This is a genomic window from Micromonospora sp. Llam0 (assembly GCF_003751085.1).
In the GTDB taxonomy this organism is placed as follows: Bacteria; Actinomycetota; Actinomycetes; order Mycobacteriales; family Micromonosporaceae; genus Micromonospora_E.
On sequence record NZ_RJJY01000001.1, the window covers coordinates 511,391 to 526,826 of the forward strand.

15 protein-coding genes and 1 pseudogene are annotated in these 15,436 nt (G+C 70.6%); 6 read left to right on the forward strand and 10 right to left on the reverse strand.

Annotation, left to right across the window (positions count from 1 at the left end):
• Positions 1-19: 19 nt before the first annotated feature.
• The 5 genes from EDC02_RS02375 to EDC02_RS02395 form a co-directional block, all read right to left on the reverse strand.
• Positions 20-634 (reverse strand): hypothetical protein, encoded by a 615-nt coding sequence (locus EDC02_RS02375; protein WP_123600527.1) that lies wholly within the window; start codon positions 632-634, stop codon positions 20-22.
• Positions 631-2,043 (reverse strand): hypothetical protein, encoded by a 1,413-nt coding sequence (locus EDC02_RS02380; RefSeq protein ID WP_148083309.1) that lies wholly within the window; start codon positions 2,041-2,043, stop codon positions 631-633. The genes EDC02_RS02375 and EDC02_RS02380 overlap by 4 nt, the downstream gene beginning before the upstream one ends.
• Positions 2,040-2,843, reverse strand: coding sequence for an ABC transporter ATP-binding protein (locus EDC02_RS02385; RefSeq protein ID WP_370461411.1), 804 nt, complete (start codon positions 2,841-2,843; stop codon positions 2,040-2,042). The genes EDC02_RS02380 and EDC02_RS02385 overlap by 4 nt, the downstream gene beginning before the upstream one ends.
• A 107-nt stretch (positions 2,844-2,950) precedes the next feature.
• On the reverse strand, positions 2,951-3,760 hold the full coding sequence (locus EDC02_RS02390; RefSeq protein ID WP_123600530.1) for a zf-HC2 domain-containing protein: 810 nt from the start codon (positions 3,758-3,760) through the stop codon (positions 2,951-2,953).
• Positions 3,757-4,308, reverse strand: coding sequence for an RNA polymerase sigma factor (locus tag EDC02_RS02395; RefSeq protein WP_199757477.1), 552 nt, complete (start codon positions 4,306-4,308; stop codon positions 3,757-3,759). The genes EDC02_RS02390 and EDC02_RS02395 overlap by 4 nt, the downstream gene beginning before the upstream one ends.
• 215 nt (positions 4,309-4,523) lie before the next feature.
• Here EDC02_RS02395 and EDC02_RS02400 point away from each other — a divergent pair, with 215 nt between their 5' ends.
• Complete coding sequence (locus tag EDC02_RS02400) at positions 4,524-5,993, forward strand: SDR family NAD(P)-dependent oxidoreductase (protein ID WP_123600532.1); 1,470 nt, start codon at positions 4,524-4,526, stop codon at positions 5,991-5,993.
• Here the strand turns inward: EDC02_RS02400 and EDC02_RS02405 are convergent.
• Both EDC02_RS02405 and EDC02_RS02410 read right to left on the reverse strand, forming a co-directional pair.
• The gene (locus EDC02_RS02405; protein ID WP_123600533.1) at positions 5,972-7,402 is read right to left on the reverse strand and encodes a hypothetical protein; all 1,431 of its coding nucleotides are present in this window, start codon (positions 7,400-7,402) and stop codon (positions 5,972-5,974) included. The two genes, EDC02_RS02400 and EDC02_RS02405, sit on opposite strands and share 22 nt — an antisense overlap.
• Positions 7,402-8,046 (reverse strand): hypothetical protein, encoded by a 645-nt coding sequence (locus EDC02_RS02410; protein ID WP_148083310.1) that lies wholly within the window; start codon positions 8,044-8,046, stop codon positions 7,402-7,404. The genes EDC02_RS02405 and EDC02_RS02410 overlap by 1 nt, the downstream gene beginning before the upstream one ends.
• Before the next feature lie 5 nt (positions 8,047-8,051).
• Between EDC02_RS02410 and EDC02_RS02415 the strand changes: the two genes are divergently transcribed.
• Positions 8,052-8,405, forward strand: coding sequence for a beta/gamma crystallin domain-containing protein (locus tag EDC02_RS02415; RefSeq protein ID WP_123600535.1), 354 nt, complete (start codon positions 8,052-8,054; stop codon positions 8,403-8,405).
• 72 nt (positions 8,406-8,477) lie between these two features.
• Here EDC02_RS02415 and EDC02_RS02420 read toward each other — a convergent pair whose 3' ends face one another.
• Positions 8,478-9,518, reverse strand: coding sequence for a glycoside hydrolase family protein (locus tag EDC02_RS02420; RefSeq protein WP_123600536.1), 1,041 nt, complete (start codon positions 9,516-9,518; stop codon positions 8,478-8,480).
• Positions 9,519-9,685: 167 nt separating this feature from the next.
• On the opposite strand from EDC02_RS02420, the gene EDC02_RS02425 reads away from it, so the two are divergent.
• Positions 9,686-10,036, forward strand: a complete 351-nt coding sequence (locus EDC02_RS02425; RefSeq protein WP_123600537.1) for a beta/gamma crystallin domain-containing protein — start codon at positions 9,686-9,688, stop codon at positions 10,034-10,036.
• An 87-nt stretch (positions 10,037-10,123) separates the two neighbouring features.
• Here the strand turns inward: EDC02_RS02425 and EDC02_RS02430 are convergent, their stop codons facing one another.
• Both EDC02_RS02430 and EDC02_RS02435 read right to left on the reverse strand, forming a co-directional pair.
• The gene (locus EDC02_RS02430) at positions 10,124-11,005 is read right to left on the reverse strand and encodes an enoyl-CoA hydratase/isomerase family protein (RefSeq protein WP_123600538.1); all 882 of its coding nucleotides are present in this window, start codon (positions 11,003-11,005) and stop codon (positions 10,124-10,126) included.
• 83 nt (positions 11,006-11,088) lie between these two features.
• Positions 11,089-12,105, reverse strand: a complete 1,017-nt coding sequence (locus tag EDC02_RS02435) for an Lrp/AsnC family transcriptional regulator (RefSeq protein ID WP_123600539.1) — start codon at positions 12,103-12,105, stop codon at positions 11,089-11,091.
• A 154-nt stretch (positions 12,106-12,259) separates the two neighbouring features.
• On the opposite strand from EDC02_RS02435, the gene EDC02_RS02440 reads away from it, so the two are divergent.
• The 3 genes and pseudogenes from EDC02_RS02440 to EDC02_RS41230 all read left to right on the forward strand — a co-directional run.
• Positions 12,260-13,564, forward strand: a complete 1,305-nt coding sequence (locus tag EDC02_RS02440; RefSeq protein WP_199757478.1) for an amidohydrolase family protein — start codon at positions 12,260-12,262, stop codon at positions 13,562-13,564.
• Positions 13,565-15,034 (forward strand): MFS transporter, encoded by a 1,470-nt coding sequence (locus tag EDC02_RS02445; RefSeq protein WP_199757479.1) that lies wholly within the window; start codon positions 13,565-13,567, stop codon positions 15,032-15,034.
• A pseudogene (locus tag EDC02_RS41230) lies at positions 15,000-15,419 on the forward strand (RidA family protein); the annotation flags it as partial. The gene EDC02_RS02445 and the pseudogene EDC02_RS41230, both read left to right, overlap by 35 nt.
• Positions 15,420-15,436: the final 17 nt, after the last annotated feature.

A 15,436-nucleotide genomic window follows, 5' to 3' on the forward strand; every position in this document is an offset into this window, starting at 1 on the left:
CGACCAGTCGACCTGTCGGTCAGTGGTCCGGCAGCGTCTCCGCTGCGGGCCGCAGCGGGCAGCCACGCACCGTGTACGCCACCAGCCCGGCCAGCGCCAGCAGCGTCGCGCAGACTGTGGCGGCGGTGGTCCCGGTTGGCTGGATCAGCCATGCGCCCACCTGCATCCGCAGCTGCTCACTCGGCCCCATCCACGGCATGATCGCGATCAGGGTCCAGGTCAGCGGCGCGATCCAGGACAGCGCGGCACCGAGCAGCGTGGCGCAGAGCGCGGTCAACCCGAGCAGACCGGCCGTGTTGCGTACCACCACGTCGAGCGGCTCGAACCGGGCCTCGGTCATCGTGGTGACCAGCAGCAGCGCGACGACCGCGACGGCGGTCAGCAGCAGGTGAACAGCGCGGCGGACCGGCCAGCGGGCCGAGGCGGAGTGGTCCAGGGTGTCGTCGGCGCCGCTGAGCGTGGTGCCGAGCGCGACCGCCGCGATCAGCACGACGACACTGATCATCCGGGTGTTGACGGTCTGCCCGTCGGAGAAGTGCGGCCAGGTGACCCAGGTCAGCGCGACGGTGCCGATCGCGATGACCGCGGCGAGGGGCACCCGGCGCGACCGCAGGTAGAGACTGACGAACCTCACTGGTCGCCCGCCATCAGGAGCGCTTCGAACCGGTCGTAGTCACAGACGAGGGCCGCCGCGCGGGCCTGCCCGACGAGTTGGCGCTGCTGATCCGCCGGCAGCGCGGTCAGCGCCTGGTGCGCCGCATCGATCTTCTGCTGGTCTTGGGGCCGCCACCAGTCCTGCGGCTGCGGCGGCCCGCCGGTCAGCCAGGCCGTCGCCACCGCCTCCGGCTGGAAGGGCGCATAGTCGACAGCGTAAGCCACCTGGCCGGTTGCGCCGCCGCTGTCGCGGCACTCCTGCGACCACACCGACGCCAGCAAGTCCGTCCGGAAGTCCCCGTCGCTGAGATCGACCTTCCCGCTCGAGGTGATGCTGGGGAACCTGAAGACCAGGGTGTCCGCGTCATGTCGCACCGCTGGCTGCTCCGGTGCCGCGTACGCGTCCATTCGCGCGGTCTCCTCCGCGCGTACCGGCGGGTTCGGCAGCTTGGCCGCCGCGAGCGCGAGCACCTCGCGGACCGGCCCGACGAGGTCGGGCAGCAGCGCCGCATGCACCTTGCGGACACATACCGGCGGGCCGTCGTCGTCGCAGACCAGCTCGGCGGCGGCGGGGTCGACGACAGCCGCCCCGTAGTAGCCGCCGGTGGGCAGCAGCGGCACCGCCACCGCGGCGCCGAGCACCGCGGGCAGCACCGCAACGGCGAGTACGCTGCGGCGTGCGGCGCCGATCAGCAGCAGCGCGGTGCCGGACAGCGCGGCCAACCACATGGCCTGCAGCGCGCTGACCGAGGCCGGGAGGGTCTGCAGGTCGTCGAGGCCGCCAGGGAACGCCGGAGTGAGCAGCAACGCGGACGGATCTGGGCGGGCCTTGACGAAGTTGGCGTCGTAGCCCGACATCGAGACGAAATCCGGCAGCAGCGCCACCACGGCGAACCCGACGACGGCGAGCACCGGCGCGGTGACGATCCGGGGCACGGCCCGACCCGCGGCCATGCCGAGCCAACTGGCGGCGACCATGCCCAGCGCGCCGACCGCAATCATGCCGAACACGGTGGGGGAGAGGTAGGCAGCGGTCGGTGCCACCCAGATCGCCCCGACTGCGGCGGCCAGCAGGTACACCACCACCATGGTGGCGGCGAACCCGACGGTGAGCGGAAGGATCCGCTGCCAGCGCGGGCGCACCGTAGTGGCGAACAACTCACCTACGCGACTGCGCCGGTCGCGGCGACCGAGCCAGGCGCCGCCGGCCAGCGCCAGCGGGATCAGCAACAGCAGCGATCCCCGGCTGTAGAGGGCCAGCTGGGTCCACCGTCCCGCGAAGAACTCGGTCGACGTCAGCGTGAACACCGCGCCGACCACGAGGAGCAGCAGGGCGATGCCGGGTACGGCCGACCGGCGTAGCTCCGTCTTCATGATTCGCCCGGTCATGCTGGCACCTTCCCTCGGTACGCGCGCAGCAGCGCCGAGTAGCCGCGTTCGGTGGCGCTGTCCCCGGCGTCGCCGGCGCTGCCCTGCGCGGCCAGTTCGCCGCTGGTGCCCTGCCAGACCAGCTGGCCCTCGTTGACCAGCACCACGTCGGTGCAGGCTGCGGCGACGTCCTCGACCAGGTGGGTGGAGACCAGCACGCAGCTGTCCGAGCCGATCTCGCGCAGCAGCTCCCGGAAGTCCAGGCGCTGTTCCGGGTCGAGCCCGACGGTCGGCTCGTCGAGCAGCAGCACCTCCGGGTCGTTGACGATCGCCTGGGCGATCCCGGCCCGGCGCAGCATCCCGCCGGAGAGCGTCTTCAACTTGGAGTCGGCCCGGCTGGTCAGCCCGACCCGGTCGACGGCCCGCTGCACGGCACCGGGAACGGCGGCCTTCGGCATCTCCTTCAGCCAGGCCATGTACTCGACGAACTCCCGCACCGTGAAGCGCGGGTAGAAGCCGAAATGCTGCGGCAGGTAGCCCAGATGCTGCCGAACCCGACGCAGGTCCGCCCGACCGGTCACGTCCTCGCCGAGCAGGGTCAGCCGGCCGCCGGCCGGCTTCAGCACCGTCGCGAGGGCCCGCATCAGGGTCGTCTTCCCGGCGCCGTTCGGGCCGAGCAGGCCGTGCACGCCGGTGCCCAACGCCAGGTCCAGCCCGTTGACGGCAAGGTGCCGGCCGGCCCGGACGACCAGACGTTCGGCGTGCACCGCCCACGCGTACGTGGGGGGTGCGGTCTCTGCCGCGCTGACCGCACGCATCATCAATCTCTCCTTCGGTGGGAACTCATGGTGCCTGGCGGATCACCGCCAGGTGGGGAAGATGTGAGCCGACCGGCCGACCGTGCGTCCGACCGGCCGGCGTCGCGGAGTCAGGACCGGTCGGACGAGATCCGGCCGAGGCGTAGCCGGTTGTGGTCGCCGGCCCGTACGGCCGCAACGGCCACCAACGCCACGGTGGCCACCGCCCAGCCGGGCCAGCTGCCGGACTCCAGGATGACCGGGAGTTGCCGGCCGACCAGACTGGGCAGGATCACTCCTACCGACCAGAGGACCGTCAACCCGAGCGCGGCCCGGTCCACTCCGACCAGCCCGCCCAGCGCCAGCGCGCCGGCGGTGAAGGCCAGACCGGGCAGTAGCCACAGCGCGGGGGACTGCCCGGTCGACCAGCCGGCCGCCGCGAGCACCGGCACGACCACGGTCAGCACCGCGAGGGTGCGGCGCAGCAGCAACGGCAGCCCGGTCCGGGGCATCGTCGCTATCAGTTCCCAGGCGGGGTCGGTTCGGCGGCTCCACGCCGCGGCCACCGGCAGCAGGGGAGCCACCGGAGCGACCAGCAGCACCAGCGAGGGCAGGCTGGCGAAGGTGGTCTCGAACAGGACCGCGATCAGCATCAACGCGACCGCCGTGGCCAGCCAGGGGAGGATCCGGGTGGCGACCCCGGAACGCCGCAGCCGGCGCCGGCGTACCGGTGCCGGGCCGGCCTCGATCCCGGCTGCGACGCCGACGGCCACCCGGTCGAGCAGTTGCCGGTCGGCCGGGCCGACGGTGTCGGACAGCTGCGTCCGGCAGGGTGCGCAGGACTCCAGGTGGGCTTCGACTGCCCAGACGGTCGCGTCGTCGACCCGGGGGTCACCGGACGCGTAGCGGGAGATCAGGGTCGGGGTGGGGTGGGTGGTCATGACAACGCCTCCCGTAGCGCGATCCGGGCCCGCCGCGCGTACGTCTTCACGGTTCCTTCCGGCATGCCGAGTAGCACCGACGTCTCCCGGGTGGTCAGACCGTCGAGCACCATGGCGCGCAGTACCTGCCGCAGGTTGGCCGGCAGGGCCAGCAGCGCCTGTTCCAGGTCGGCGTTCATCCGGCCGGCCAGCGCCTCGTCCTCGGCAGCTGGGGCGACAGTGGCGGCGGTCTGCACCGCCGGGACCCGTTCCCGGCGGGCGCGGGCGCGGAACGCGTCGACCAGCCGGCGGGCGGCGATGGTCCACAGCCAGCCGACCGCGCTGCCCTTCGCCGCGTCCTGAGCCTGGCTGCCGGCCGACCGCCATACCGCCAGGTAGGTGTCCTGCAGCACCTCGGCGACCATGTCGTCGTCGGCGCACCGCCGGCGCAGCCGCGCGGTCAACCAGGGCGACGTCCGGCGGTACAGCTCGTCGAAGGCCCGCCGATCGCCCCGGGCGATGCGGCGCAGCAGCTCACCCTCGTCGAGTGCGTCCAAGCTCCGTCTCACAACAGGCAAGACGATCCGCGTCCCCACCGTGGTTTTCCATCTCGGGTGAGCTGGGTCACATCATGTCGTCAATCGCCGGTTTCGCCGACGACAGAGGTTCCTCGATGTGCGCAACGCCGCTGTCCCCGGTGCGGCGGCTCTCGCGGCCCATCCGGCCCGGTGCGTAGAGTTTCAGGTCGCATCGGTGACGCTCCAGGGACGAGACAGGTACGGGAATGACGGTGGACGACGTACGGCCGCTTGGTGAGTCGGCCTCGACCGGGGTCGACCCGGCACAACTGGCGGTCTGCCTCGACGTCATCGAGGCGTTGGCGGCGCTGCCGTCCGACCATCCGGACGTGGTACGGGTGCAGCGGGCCACCGCGAAGCTGTACAAGTCGGTGAAGCGGCAGCGGCGGGCCGAGCGACGCGACGCCGTCCTCGCCGCCGACCAGGCGGTGACCGCGGCGACCGCGACCGGGGCACCCGGGCGCATCGACGACGAGACCAGGGGCATCCCGCTGGTGTCGTCGACCGTCGGGGCGACCGCCGGCATCCTGCGCCAGCCCCGCGCCTGCTACATCTGCAAGGAGCGCTACCGCGAGGTGGACGCGTTCTACCACCAGCTCTGCCCGCCGTGCGCCAAGCTCAACCACGAACGCCGTGACGCCCGCACCGAGCTGACCGGTCGGCGGGCGCTGCTCACCGGCGGCCGGGCCAAGATCGGCATGTACATCGCGCTGCGGCTGCTGCGCGACGGCGCGCACACCACGATCACCACCCGGTTCCCGCAGGACGCCGCCCGCCGGTTCGCCGCCATGGACGACAGCGACCAGTGGCTGCACCGGCTGCGCATCCTCGGCGTCGACCTGCGCGACCCGGCCCAGGTGATCGCGGTCGCCGACTCGGTGGCCGCGCAGGGCCCGCTGGACATCCTGATCAACAACGCGGCGCAGACCGTCCGGCGCAGCCCCGGCGCGTACGCCCATCTGGTCGCCGCCGAATCGGCGCCGCTGCCCGACGGGCCGCTGCCAGAGATCGTCAGCTTCTCCTCGGCCGGTGGCCGGAGCACCGCCGCGACGGCGATCGCCGGACCGCCGCAGTCGTCGGCGATCACCCCGCAGGCGCTCACCGCGTTGGCGTTGACCAGCGGCTCGGCGACCCCGGACCGGATCGCCCTGGCCAGCGCGATCGACGCCGGTGGGCTGGTGCCGGACCTCGACCCGGTGAACAGCTGGGTGCAGCGGGTGGACGAGGTCGACGCGGTGGAGCTGCTGGAGGTACAGCTGTGCAACTCCGTCGCCCCGTTCATCCTGATCAGCCGGCTGCGCCCGGCGATGGCTGCCGCGCCGGCCCGGCGCAAGTACGTGGTGAACGTGTCGGCGATGGAAGGGGTGTTCAGCCGCGGCTACAAAGGGCCCGGTCACCCGCACACCAACATGGCCAAAGCCGCGCTGAACATGCTGACCCGGACCAGCGCGCGGGAGATGCTGACCGACGGCATCCTGATGACCGCCGTCGACACCGGCTGGATCACCGACGAACGGCCGCACCCGACGAAGATGCGGCTGGCCGACGAGGGCTTCCACGCACCGCTGGACCTGGTCGACGGCGCGGCCCGGGTGTACGACCCGATCGTCCGTGGCGAGCAGGGCGAGGACCTGTTCGGCTGCTTCCTGAAGGACTACGCCCCGGCCGCCTGGTAAGCCGCGGCCGCAGGCGGGTGGTCACCGGCCGAGGACTCTCCCGACCGCTCCGGCGTACCGGCCGGCCCGTCGCGGTCGCTCACGGCCGCCAGCAGCCAGGACACGGCGCTCAGACAGGCGAGCATGGCGATCGGGACGGTGACCCGGTCCGCCGACGCGCCCAGCCACCAGTCGACGTCCGACGGCCCGGTCACGTAGGTGGCCACCAGCGTCGCCGTGTACCCGCAGCTGAGCAGCCAGATCCACAGGTCCGACCCGGTCCCTGACGCGGCCCGTCGCCGACGGACCAGCAGGGCCCCGGCCAACGAGCAGCAGACGGCCACCGCCACCAGCGGACCGACCGTTTCCCACAGCGCGTCGAGGGTGGGGTGCAGGCGGCTGGTCAGTCTGGCGGTGTCGCCGAACAGGTTACCCAGCGGCTCGGCCTGCTCGATGTCCGATGTGGAACCCGCCAGGCGGGACAGCCCGACCCAGGCCAGGCCCGACCCGACCGGCAGCCAGACCAGCCAGGCCCGGCCGAGGCCGCGGCGTTCCCGGACTGTCACCAGGGCGGCGAGGATGCCGCCGGCCACCAGTCCTTCATTCTTACTGAGGACGGCGGCGGTCAGCAGTACCAGCCCGAGTGCGGGACGGACGAACGGATCGCGGCCGAGCAGCAGAGCCGCAGCTGCACCGACCAGACACGCCGACCACAGGGCGTCGGCGTAACCTGCGGCCACGTACTCCGCTCCGGTCGCCCAGGTCGCCAGTCCGACCGCGACCCCGGCGGACCAGGCGAGCCAGGGCCGGCTCCGGGCGAAGGCGGTCGCGACCGCCACGACGGTGGCGGCGACCGCCGAGAACGTCGTCAGGGCCGACACCAACTGCGCGGTCCGGTAGCTATGGCCGAACAGGGTCCAGGCCGCAGCGACCGGTGCGGAGGCCAGTGGCGGGTAGTCGGTGTGCGAGAAGGCGAAGCCAGGGCTGGCCATCGCCGTCCGGGCGATCTCCGCGTCGTAGGTGAAGTACCCGGCGTGCAGCCACCAGATCGAGTGCGCGTCCCAACTTGTCGGCGGGTGCAGGACGAGAAGGAACGGTACGGCGAGAACGCCGGCCGTGACGCCGACGGCCAACCACGGTGCGCCGGCAGGCGACGGTGCGGCGGGCGGAGCCGGCTGTTTCCGGCGCAGCCACCGGGGCCGGCATAGCCGCCAGCCGCAGACCGCCCAGGTGATCATGAAGGCCGTTGCCAGCCAGCTGCGGAAACCGGCGCCGAAGACCAGCATCAGCACCACCGCGACCGTGCTGACCAGAGCGGTGGCGAGCGGAGCGAGCAGCAGGGCGGCGGGCGCTGACCGGACGATCGTGAACGCCAGCGGCAGTCCGGCTGCCACGATGAGCGCGACCGTCAGCAGGTGAACGGCGGACATCAGTCGAGCACCGTCGGCTGGAGCACCGTCGGCTCGAGCAACGTCAGCTCGACGTCGAACCGGCGTCCCACCGGGGTGTCCCGGTGAACGAGGCTTGCCCGGTAGTCGGCGTCCCGGCGGTCGGTGACCACGGTGCCTCCGGCCAGCGCGGTGAACTCACTGAAACGCTGCAGCCAGAGATGCTCGAGCGGCGGATCGATGAGCACCCGACTGCCCGGCGGCACCGTCGCGACGAACTCGCGGCGGATCTTCTCGAAGTCGTGGTGCAGGCGCCGGTCCGCTGCCAGCTGGCCCGGTGACCGGGCGTATCCGAAACCGGTGAGCCCGGCATCGTACGCACCCCGGGCGGCCAGCACCACACACAGCAGGGCGAGCACGACCACGAGCACCTGCTGAGCCAGCTGCCGGCTCGGGCGTGATCGTCGCAGTTCCACCGGCGCTCCCGTCCATGGTCTTCGAGTCAGGCGACAGGTAGATAAACGCTCAGCCGGGCCGACGGGTAACTCGGTCGATGGTGATCCCCAGATTCCCTCCGGACCGGTGAACGATCGGCTGCCCTGGATCGTCTTCATGGCGACACCGCACATCGGACGGCAGGTGCCGCCTGCGCGATCACCGCGGTGCTGATCATCCAGAAGGGACATGTCGGATGAGGATGCGTCTCAAGAAGTTCGCCGTCGGGCTGCTGGCGGTCGCCGCCCTGACCTTCGGCCTGCCGGCGAGCCCGGCCATGGCGATCAACCGGGTCGGTTGCGGGAACCGGACCGACTTCCTGACCCTGCACGTCGATCTCGGCGGTGGTGTCGGCACCGCCCAGTGCTTCGCGAACTCCGGAGCGATGGCGGTGAACATCAGCGGCGTCTACCGGTTCGACACCGGCAACAACAAGGCGACCGTCAACTACGAGCGAGGCGGCCGGTACTACAGCGAGACCTTGAACAAGTGGTGGGGCATGAGCTTCGGCGGGGCCCGGGTGCGGGTGTACGAGGTGCGGATCTGGTGATCATCGACTGACCGCCGTCGGGTGGGTGCGCCAGGTCCCGTGGCGCACCCACCATCCCACCTTGCCGGTGGCTCACCGGGCGGACTGGAACGCCCGACCGATCACAGTCGGCTGGTTGCCGCTGGTGAACAGACCAGTGCGGTCCCGGTCAGTGGCGGGCAGTCCGAACCATGCGTACCGCTGCAGATAGGGCAGGCCGGCGAGCATCTCGGCCGCCGCGGTCAGGAACGCGGCCTGCTGCTGCTCGCTCGGAAACTGCGGGCCACCGTCGCCGAATCGGATCAACGCGAACTCGGTCAACCAGATCGGCTTACCGTACCGCTGGTGCACCGCCTCGAGGTACTGCTTCAACTGGTTGACCGCGTTGCCTGTGGCGAAGTCGCCGCCGTACCAGTGCAGGGCGATGAAGTCGACCCGGTGGCCGCGTCGCTTCGCTCCGGACATGAACCGGTCCAGCCAGCCGCCGGCGTCGGCACCACCCCAGGCCACCGCCGGACTGCCCAGGACGTTGCCGGTGGCCTCCAGCTGCGGCCACAGCTCCAGTGCCTGCTCGACCGTCATGTTCGACTGCTCGGCCAGGTCCGGCTCGTTGAAGCCGAGGAGGTACGGTCCTGCCTGCTTGGCTCGGGCAAGTTCCGTCGGGTTGACGCTGCCGGGACCCCAGATCATCGGCACGAAGGTCGCCCCGGCCGGGGTCCGGATGCCCGGGTGCTGGGTGCTCCAGGTGTAGTACCAACCAGCCTTGGAGTTCGTCAGCGCTTCGCTCACTCCGGGGAAGTCCCACACCCCCACCCCTTTGCGCGCCGATGACACCGGTGCCGGCTGCGGCGGCGCGGTCGATGCACGGCCTGCCGTACCGGGGACGGTGCGCACCGGGTCCGCCGCCGTCGTCGCCTCCGTCGTTGACGCCTCCGCCGTCGACGCGGCCGTCGGCGCGGCTCCTGGCGTTGACGCGGCCGTCGTCGGCGGCGTGCTCTGTGCGGGCTCGGCCGTCGCCGACGCCTGGTCCGGCCGGGCGGCGGGTCGCCCGGCGCAGCCGGCGAGCAAGAGCGCTCCAGCCAGGACGAGAGCGGTCAGTGATCGGGAGCTGGCGCGGCCGGCCGGTTCGGTCATCGGGGTTCCTCCTCGTGCCGCGACGGACCATACGTGAGGACGCTGCGGAAGTCATCCGGCTGGTCCCCGGACCTCCCGAGAATTCATTGAAGTCTGGTGAACGCTGTGGCGATGCGCGTCGTTCTGACTATGCACGTACATCGGACACCGAAGGGACACCGAGCCAGATGAGGTTGAGCTTCAAGAAGATCGCCGTCGGGTTGATGGCCGTCGTAGCCCTGACCTTCGCCCTGCCGGCGAGTCCGGCCATGGCGATCAACCAGGTCAGCTGTGGCAGCCGTACCGACTTTCTCAAACTGAGCATCGATCAAGGCGGTGGCTTCGGCACCCCCCGGTGCTATGCCAACCCCGGTGCCGTGGCGGTGAATCTCCCCGGCGTCGTCGGGTTCAGCACCGGCAACAACAAGGCGACGGTCAACTACGAGCGGGGTGGGCGCTACTACACGATCACCCTCAACAAGTGGAAGGGCGCCAGTTTCGGCACCGCGGTCCGGGTGTACGAGCTACGGATCTGGTGAGCATCGACTGATCACTGTCGGTGGGTGCGCCAGGTCCCGTGGCGCACCCACCACCCACGACCTTGCGCGGGGTTTGCGCTGGGCCGGCTACGTGGGGTCTCCGGAGCCGCTGCGCGGGCCGGCCAGCCACGGCGCGGCGTCGGCGAGCAGGTTCGGGTCGGGCACCACCGACTTGCTGGCGACGTTGGCGAGCATCTGGTGCGCCATGTGGAAACCGAAGTCCTCGGTGACCGCCTTCTTCCAGTGCCGCGACACGATGTTGTGGGTGGCCCATCGGGTGTAACGGGGCCGCTTCATGATGAACCGGGCCAACTCCCAGGCGCGGTCGAGGAGTTGGTCACGGGGGAGAACGTCGCTGACGATCCCCCATTCGAGGGCCTTGTCGGCAGGGATCGATTTGGCTGCGTAGATGTGGTACGCCGCGCGCTTGGCGCCCATCAGCGCCTCCAACGCCATGCCCTGACCGTCGCCGGGCGGGGAACCCAGCCAGAAGTGCGGGTCCAGGAAATCGGCGTCCGGCGCGGCGAAGGTGACATCGCTCATCATCGCGAACTCGGTGTGTACACCCGGGCCGTTGACTGCGGCGATCGTCGGGATGTCGATGCTGTTGACGAAGCTCTCGATGAGCTTCCAACCGTCGGACATCCGCTGGTAGATGTGGTCGGGGTCGAGGTCCGCGGCGGGGACGGGGTTGAGCCCCTTCGGGTTGCCGGTCATCCACTTGTCGCCGGTACCGGTGATGATGAGCACCTGGTTGGCGGGATCGTTGCCGACTTCCTGCCACACTCGTTGCCACACGTTGTGCGCCGCGTGGGTGTGCACGTACGGCCCGTCGTCGGTGTGTAGGCGGACCTCGATGATGCCGTCCTCGCGCCGCATCCGGAAGAAGTCCGCGTAGCGCGCCGAGTACTCGGCGAACGTGGGTGGCGCGAGGTAGCCCTGCCAGTGCTCGGCCGGATCGAATGCCATCTGCCCGTACCTCCGTGTGTCGTGGGGGTGACCTGGGCCCGTAAGCTACACCACTCGGTGTGCTTTTGAGGAGGGGTGTCGACCTACCGTGCGGCCGCCGCGTCCGGATGGAGGGGCACCGAGCGGACCGACCGGCCCTCGGAGTCCAGGACCCGGCCGAGCAGTTTGGTCATGTTCAGCACGACCGAGCGGTCCTGGACGCGCAGCGCCGGCAGTTGTTGACCCATCCGCCACTCCAGGTCGTGCACCTCCGCGATCGACCGTAGCGACGCGTCGACGATCACGTTGAACGGCCCGGCGACGAACGTCGAGGCACGGACCCCCGGCAAGGTGCGGATGCGCTCCTCGGCGGCCCGCAGATCCTGCACGTCGAGCGACCCGAAGTACACCGCCGAGACCGAGCGGCCGGACAGGTGGCGGGAGACGTCGCACCGGAAGGTGATCAGGCCGGCCTCCTGCAGCCGGGACAACCGTCGGCGTACGGCCACCGGCCCGACGCCGGCGTGCCCGGCGAGCCGTTCGAACGACATCCGGCCGTCCGACTGCAGCGCCCGGATGATCCGGATGTCGGCGGCGGCGAGGACCTCGGCGTCGTCGGAGCGCTGTGTCGTCCGTACGTCGAGCCGGCTCCGCTGCTCCGACGTCAGCGCGCCCTCCCGCCACCGGCTTGCCTCCAGCGTCGAACGGGTGACGACGTGGCTGCGGACCCGGACGATCCCGCTGGTGCCCCGGACCAGGTTCAGCAGGTAGCCCGACAGCGAGTCGAGATCCGGGGCCTGCGCCAGCATCAGCACGTCCCGGGCGCCGCTGGTCACCTTCACGGTCGCCGCCTGGTTGTCCTCGGCGAGGATCCGTGCGACCTCGGTCGACCGTCCCGGGGCACAGTCGATCTCCACCAGGGCGCAGGCCGGGGTCGCGGGCCCCGATGGATGCGCGGTCACCCAGGCGACGCCCTCGGACTCCATCCGCGCCCAGCGCCGGCTCACCGTCGCCGGGTCGACGTTGAGTACGTCGCCGAGGTCCCGCCAACTGGCCCGGGGAGCCGACCGCACCGCGTCGACGATTGCGACATCGAGCTCGTCGAGGGGCGAATGCGCCATTGTCCACCGATCCTTTCCTGCAACCAAGAGACGGTAGATGGAGATTTCATGCAGTTCGGAGGCGAGAAGGAAGGATCACCCTACCGTGGCGATGGTCAAACGAAACGAACGGTCACCCGACAGCTAACAAGAGACGAACGAGGAAGGTCGGCGGGTGGGACTCCACGACGGCGCGGCACTGCGGGTGCACAACGTACGGCTCATCGACGGCATCAGCCCGCGAGCCGTGGACGACGCGGTGCTGGAAGCCGGCGACGACGGCCGGATCACGTACGCCGGACCGGCGGCGGGCGCACCTGCCGCACGCCCCGGCGTACGCAGCGTCGATGGCCGGGGCGGGACGCTACTGCCCGGACTCTTCGACTGCCACACCCACCTCGGTATCGCCTCCGACCGGTCACTCGTCGACGTGGCGATGCTGACCGACCCGGTCCTCGGCGTCCTGCGCACGAGCGAGCGGCTCCGTCGCACGCTCGACGCCGGGATCACCTCCGCACGCGACCTCGGCGGCCTGCCCGCCGGCTTCCGCGACGCCGTCGCGGCCGGGCTCATCGCCGGTCCCCGGCTACAGACGTCGGTCGGCGTGATCAGCCACACCGGCGGCCACGCCGACGGAACCTTGCCGAGCGGCCGGGATCTCGCGCTCGACTACTGCGAGATCGCCGACGACGTGACCGGCGTGCGCAAGGCCGCGCGCCGGGTGCTGCGGGCCGGTGCCGACCTCATCAAGATCTGTACGAGTGGCGGGATGAGCAGCGCCCACGACGATCCCGACGATCAGGACCTGCTCGACGAGGAGATCGCCGCAGCCGTCGACGAAGGGCGCCGGCACCGCGAGCGTCCAGTCGCCGCGCATGCTCAGGGACGCGCTGGCGTGCTCGCCGCCATCCGGGGCGGAGTCCGGTCGGTCGAGCACGGCTACGGCATCGACGACGAGGGGTGCGACCTGCTCGGCGAGCATGGCGCGTTCCTCGTACCCACCCTGTCCACCGTCTTCCAGCCACTGGATCCGGGCCGGACCGTGCCGTGGCGGTACCAGAAGAAGCTGCGCTGGAACGAGCAGACCAAGGCGAACATCGCGCAGGCGATCGCGCGGAAGGTGACCATCGCCGCCGGGACGGACGCCGGTATCAGTCCGCACGGGCAGAACCCCTTCGAGCTGTGGTGTCTCGTCCAGCTCGGTATGTCACCGATGGACGCCATCCGGTCGGCAACGTCCACCAGCGCCCAACTCCTCGGCGTCGGCGACTCCCTCGGCGCACTACGACCCGGGTACGTCGCCGATCTGGTCCTGTGCACGCAGGACCCACTGCGGGAGATCGCCTGCCTGTCGACGCCCGAGAACATCGCGCTGGTCGCCCAGCAAGGGGTCATCCGCAAGATCACGCTTTCCGATCATTCCGTGTCCGAGGAGCGAACCACACCCGGTCCGAGGAGCGAGACGACAGAGGAGACATAGATGCCAGACACCGCCACCGACACCGACACAGACAGACCGAGGACCGATCTGCACACCGGCTGGACCGGGCGGGTCGTCGGCTACGTCGTGATCCTCATTCTGGTGAACGTCATGGTCGACAGCGTGATCGCGTCGCCGACATTCGTCCTGCCGCAGCTGAGCGCCGCTTTCGACACCACGCAGTTCGCCTGGCTCGGTTCCAGCGCGTTGCTCGCCGGGGCGATGTGGGCACCGCTGCTCGGCAAGAGCGCCGACATCTACGGCAAGCGCAAGATCCTGGTGATCACCCTGCTGGTCGCCGGTGCTGGCGGTGTCGTATGCCTGTTCGCGCCGCACATCAGCGTCTTCGTCCTCGGGCGGGTCCTGCAGGGTGCCGCAGTCGGCGCGCTGTTTCTCACGGTCGCGCTGATCCGCGACATCTGCGCGTCGAAGTTCGCGATGGTGGTGACCGGCATCGTCACCTCCGGTTCGGCCGTCTTCGGCATCGTCACCCCGTTCATCCTGGAACCGGCGCTGCATGTCTTCGGCTGGCGGGTGGTGTTCGTCATCTCCGCGACATTCGCCGGCCTGGCCACAGTGCTGGTACGCACGGTGCTGCCGAAGACCCCGAGCACCACCCCGGGCACGGTGGACATCGTCGGCGCACTCGTACTCGGCGGCGGCATCGCGGGCGTTCTCGTCTACGTCAGCCTCGGGCAGGTGTTCGGATGGCTGGGCATCTTCCCGCTCGCCGTCCTCGCCGCCGGAATCGTCGCCCTGCTGACCTGGTTCTTCGTCCTGAGCCGCAAGCCGGAACCGGTGATCGACATCCGGGGCATCTCGCTGCCGCTCGGGCTCGGCCTGCTGGTGGTCGTCATGGGCACCGGCGCGTACCAGAGCATGCTGCAGCTGTTCAGCCTGCTGATCGAGGTCTCCCCGGACGAGGGTCTCGGTTACGGGATCTCCGCGCCCGCCGCCCTCGGCCTGATGTTCGGCATCCCGTCGATCGGCATCATGCTCGGCGGCATCCTGGCCGGCTCGATCGCCACCCGCGTCGGCCCGGCCTGGACCCTGGCGGCCGGGGTGGTGACGGGTACGGCAGCGACGGTGATCATGTTCCTCGCCGGTGCGGCGAGCCTGCCGATCGCGGTGGTCTGCTCGTTCATGCTGAGCTTGACCGCAGGGTCGCTGGTCACCTCCGGGTTCAACCTCGGATCGATCCTCGCGCCGCCGCAGCGGCAGGGCACCGTGTCGAGCATGGTCATGGTGATGGTCGCGGTCGGCGCGGTGACGATGAACTTCATCGGCTCCGCGATCCTCGGCGCGACCCGCATCGTCGTCGACGGTGAATCCGTCAACTCCTCGCTCGGCGTGCACACCTACATCGCCGTCGCGGCCGGGGCGTTCGTCCTGGCCGGCATCCCGACCGTCTTCCTCGTCCGCCGACTGCGCGGCCATGTCGTCAGTGGCGTCCCGGTCAGCCACATCTGACGACCAACCGGCTACTTCGAGGAGGACGACGGTGACCGACACCGCACCCACCAGCCCCGCCCAGGCGCGGCACCCGTACAGCCCGGTGCGGCAGACCCCGGCCGGACTCGTCTTCGTCTCCGGCCAGCTGGGGATCGCCGACGGTGCACTCGCTCCAGGGGGCATCGTCGCCGAGACCCGGCAGGCCTTGGCGAACCTGCGGGACAAGCTGGCCTCCGCCGGGCTGGACTTCAGCCACCTTGCCAAGGTCACCGTCTACCTGGCGTCGATGGACGACCGCAACGCCATGGACGCGATCTACCAGGAGACGCTGCCCGAACCACGCCCGGCCCGTACCTGCATCGCCGTCGCGGAGCTGCCGTACCGGGCCCGGGTCGAACTCGACGCGATCGCCGTGCGGGA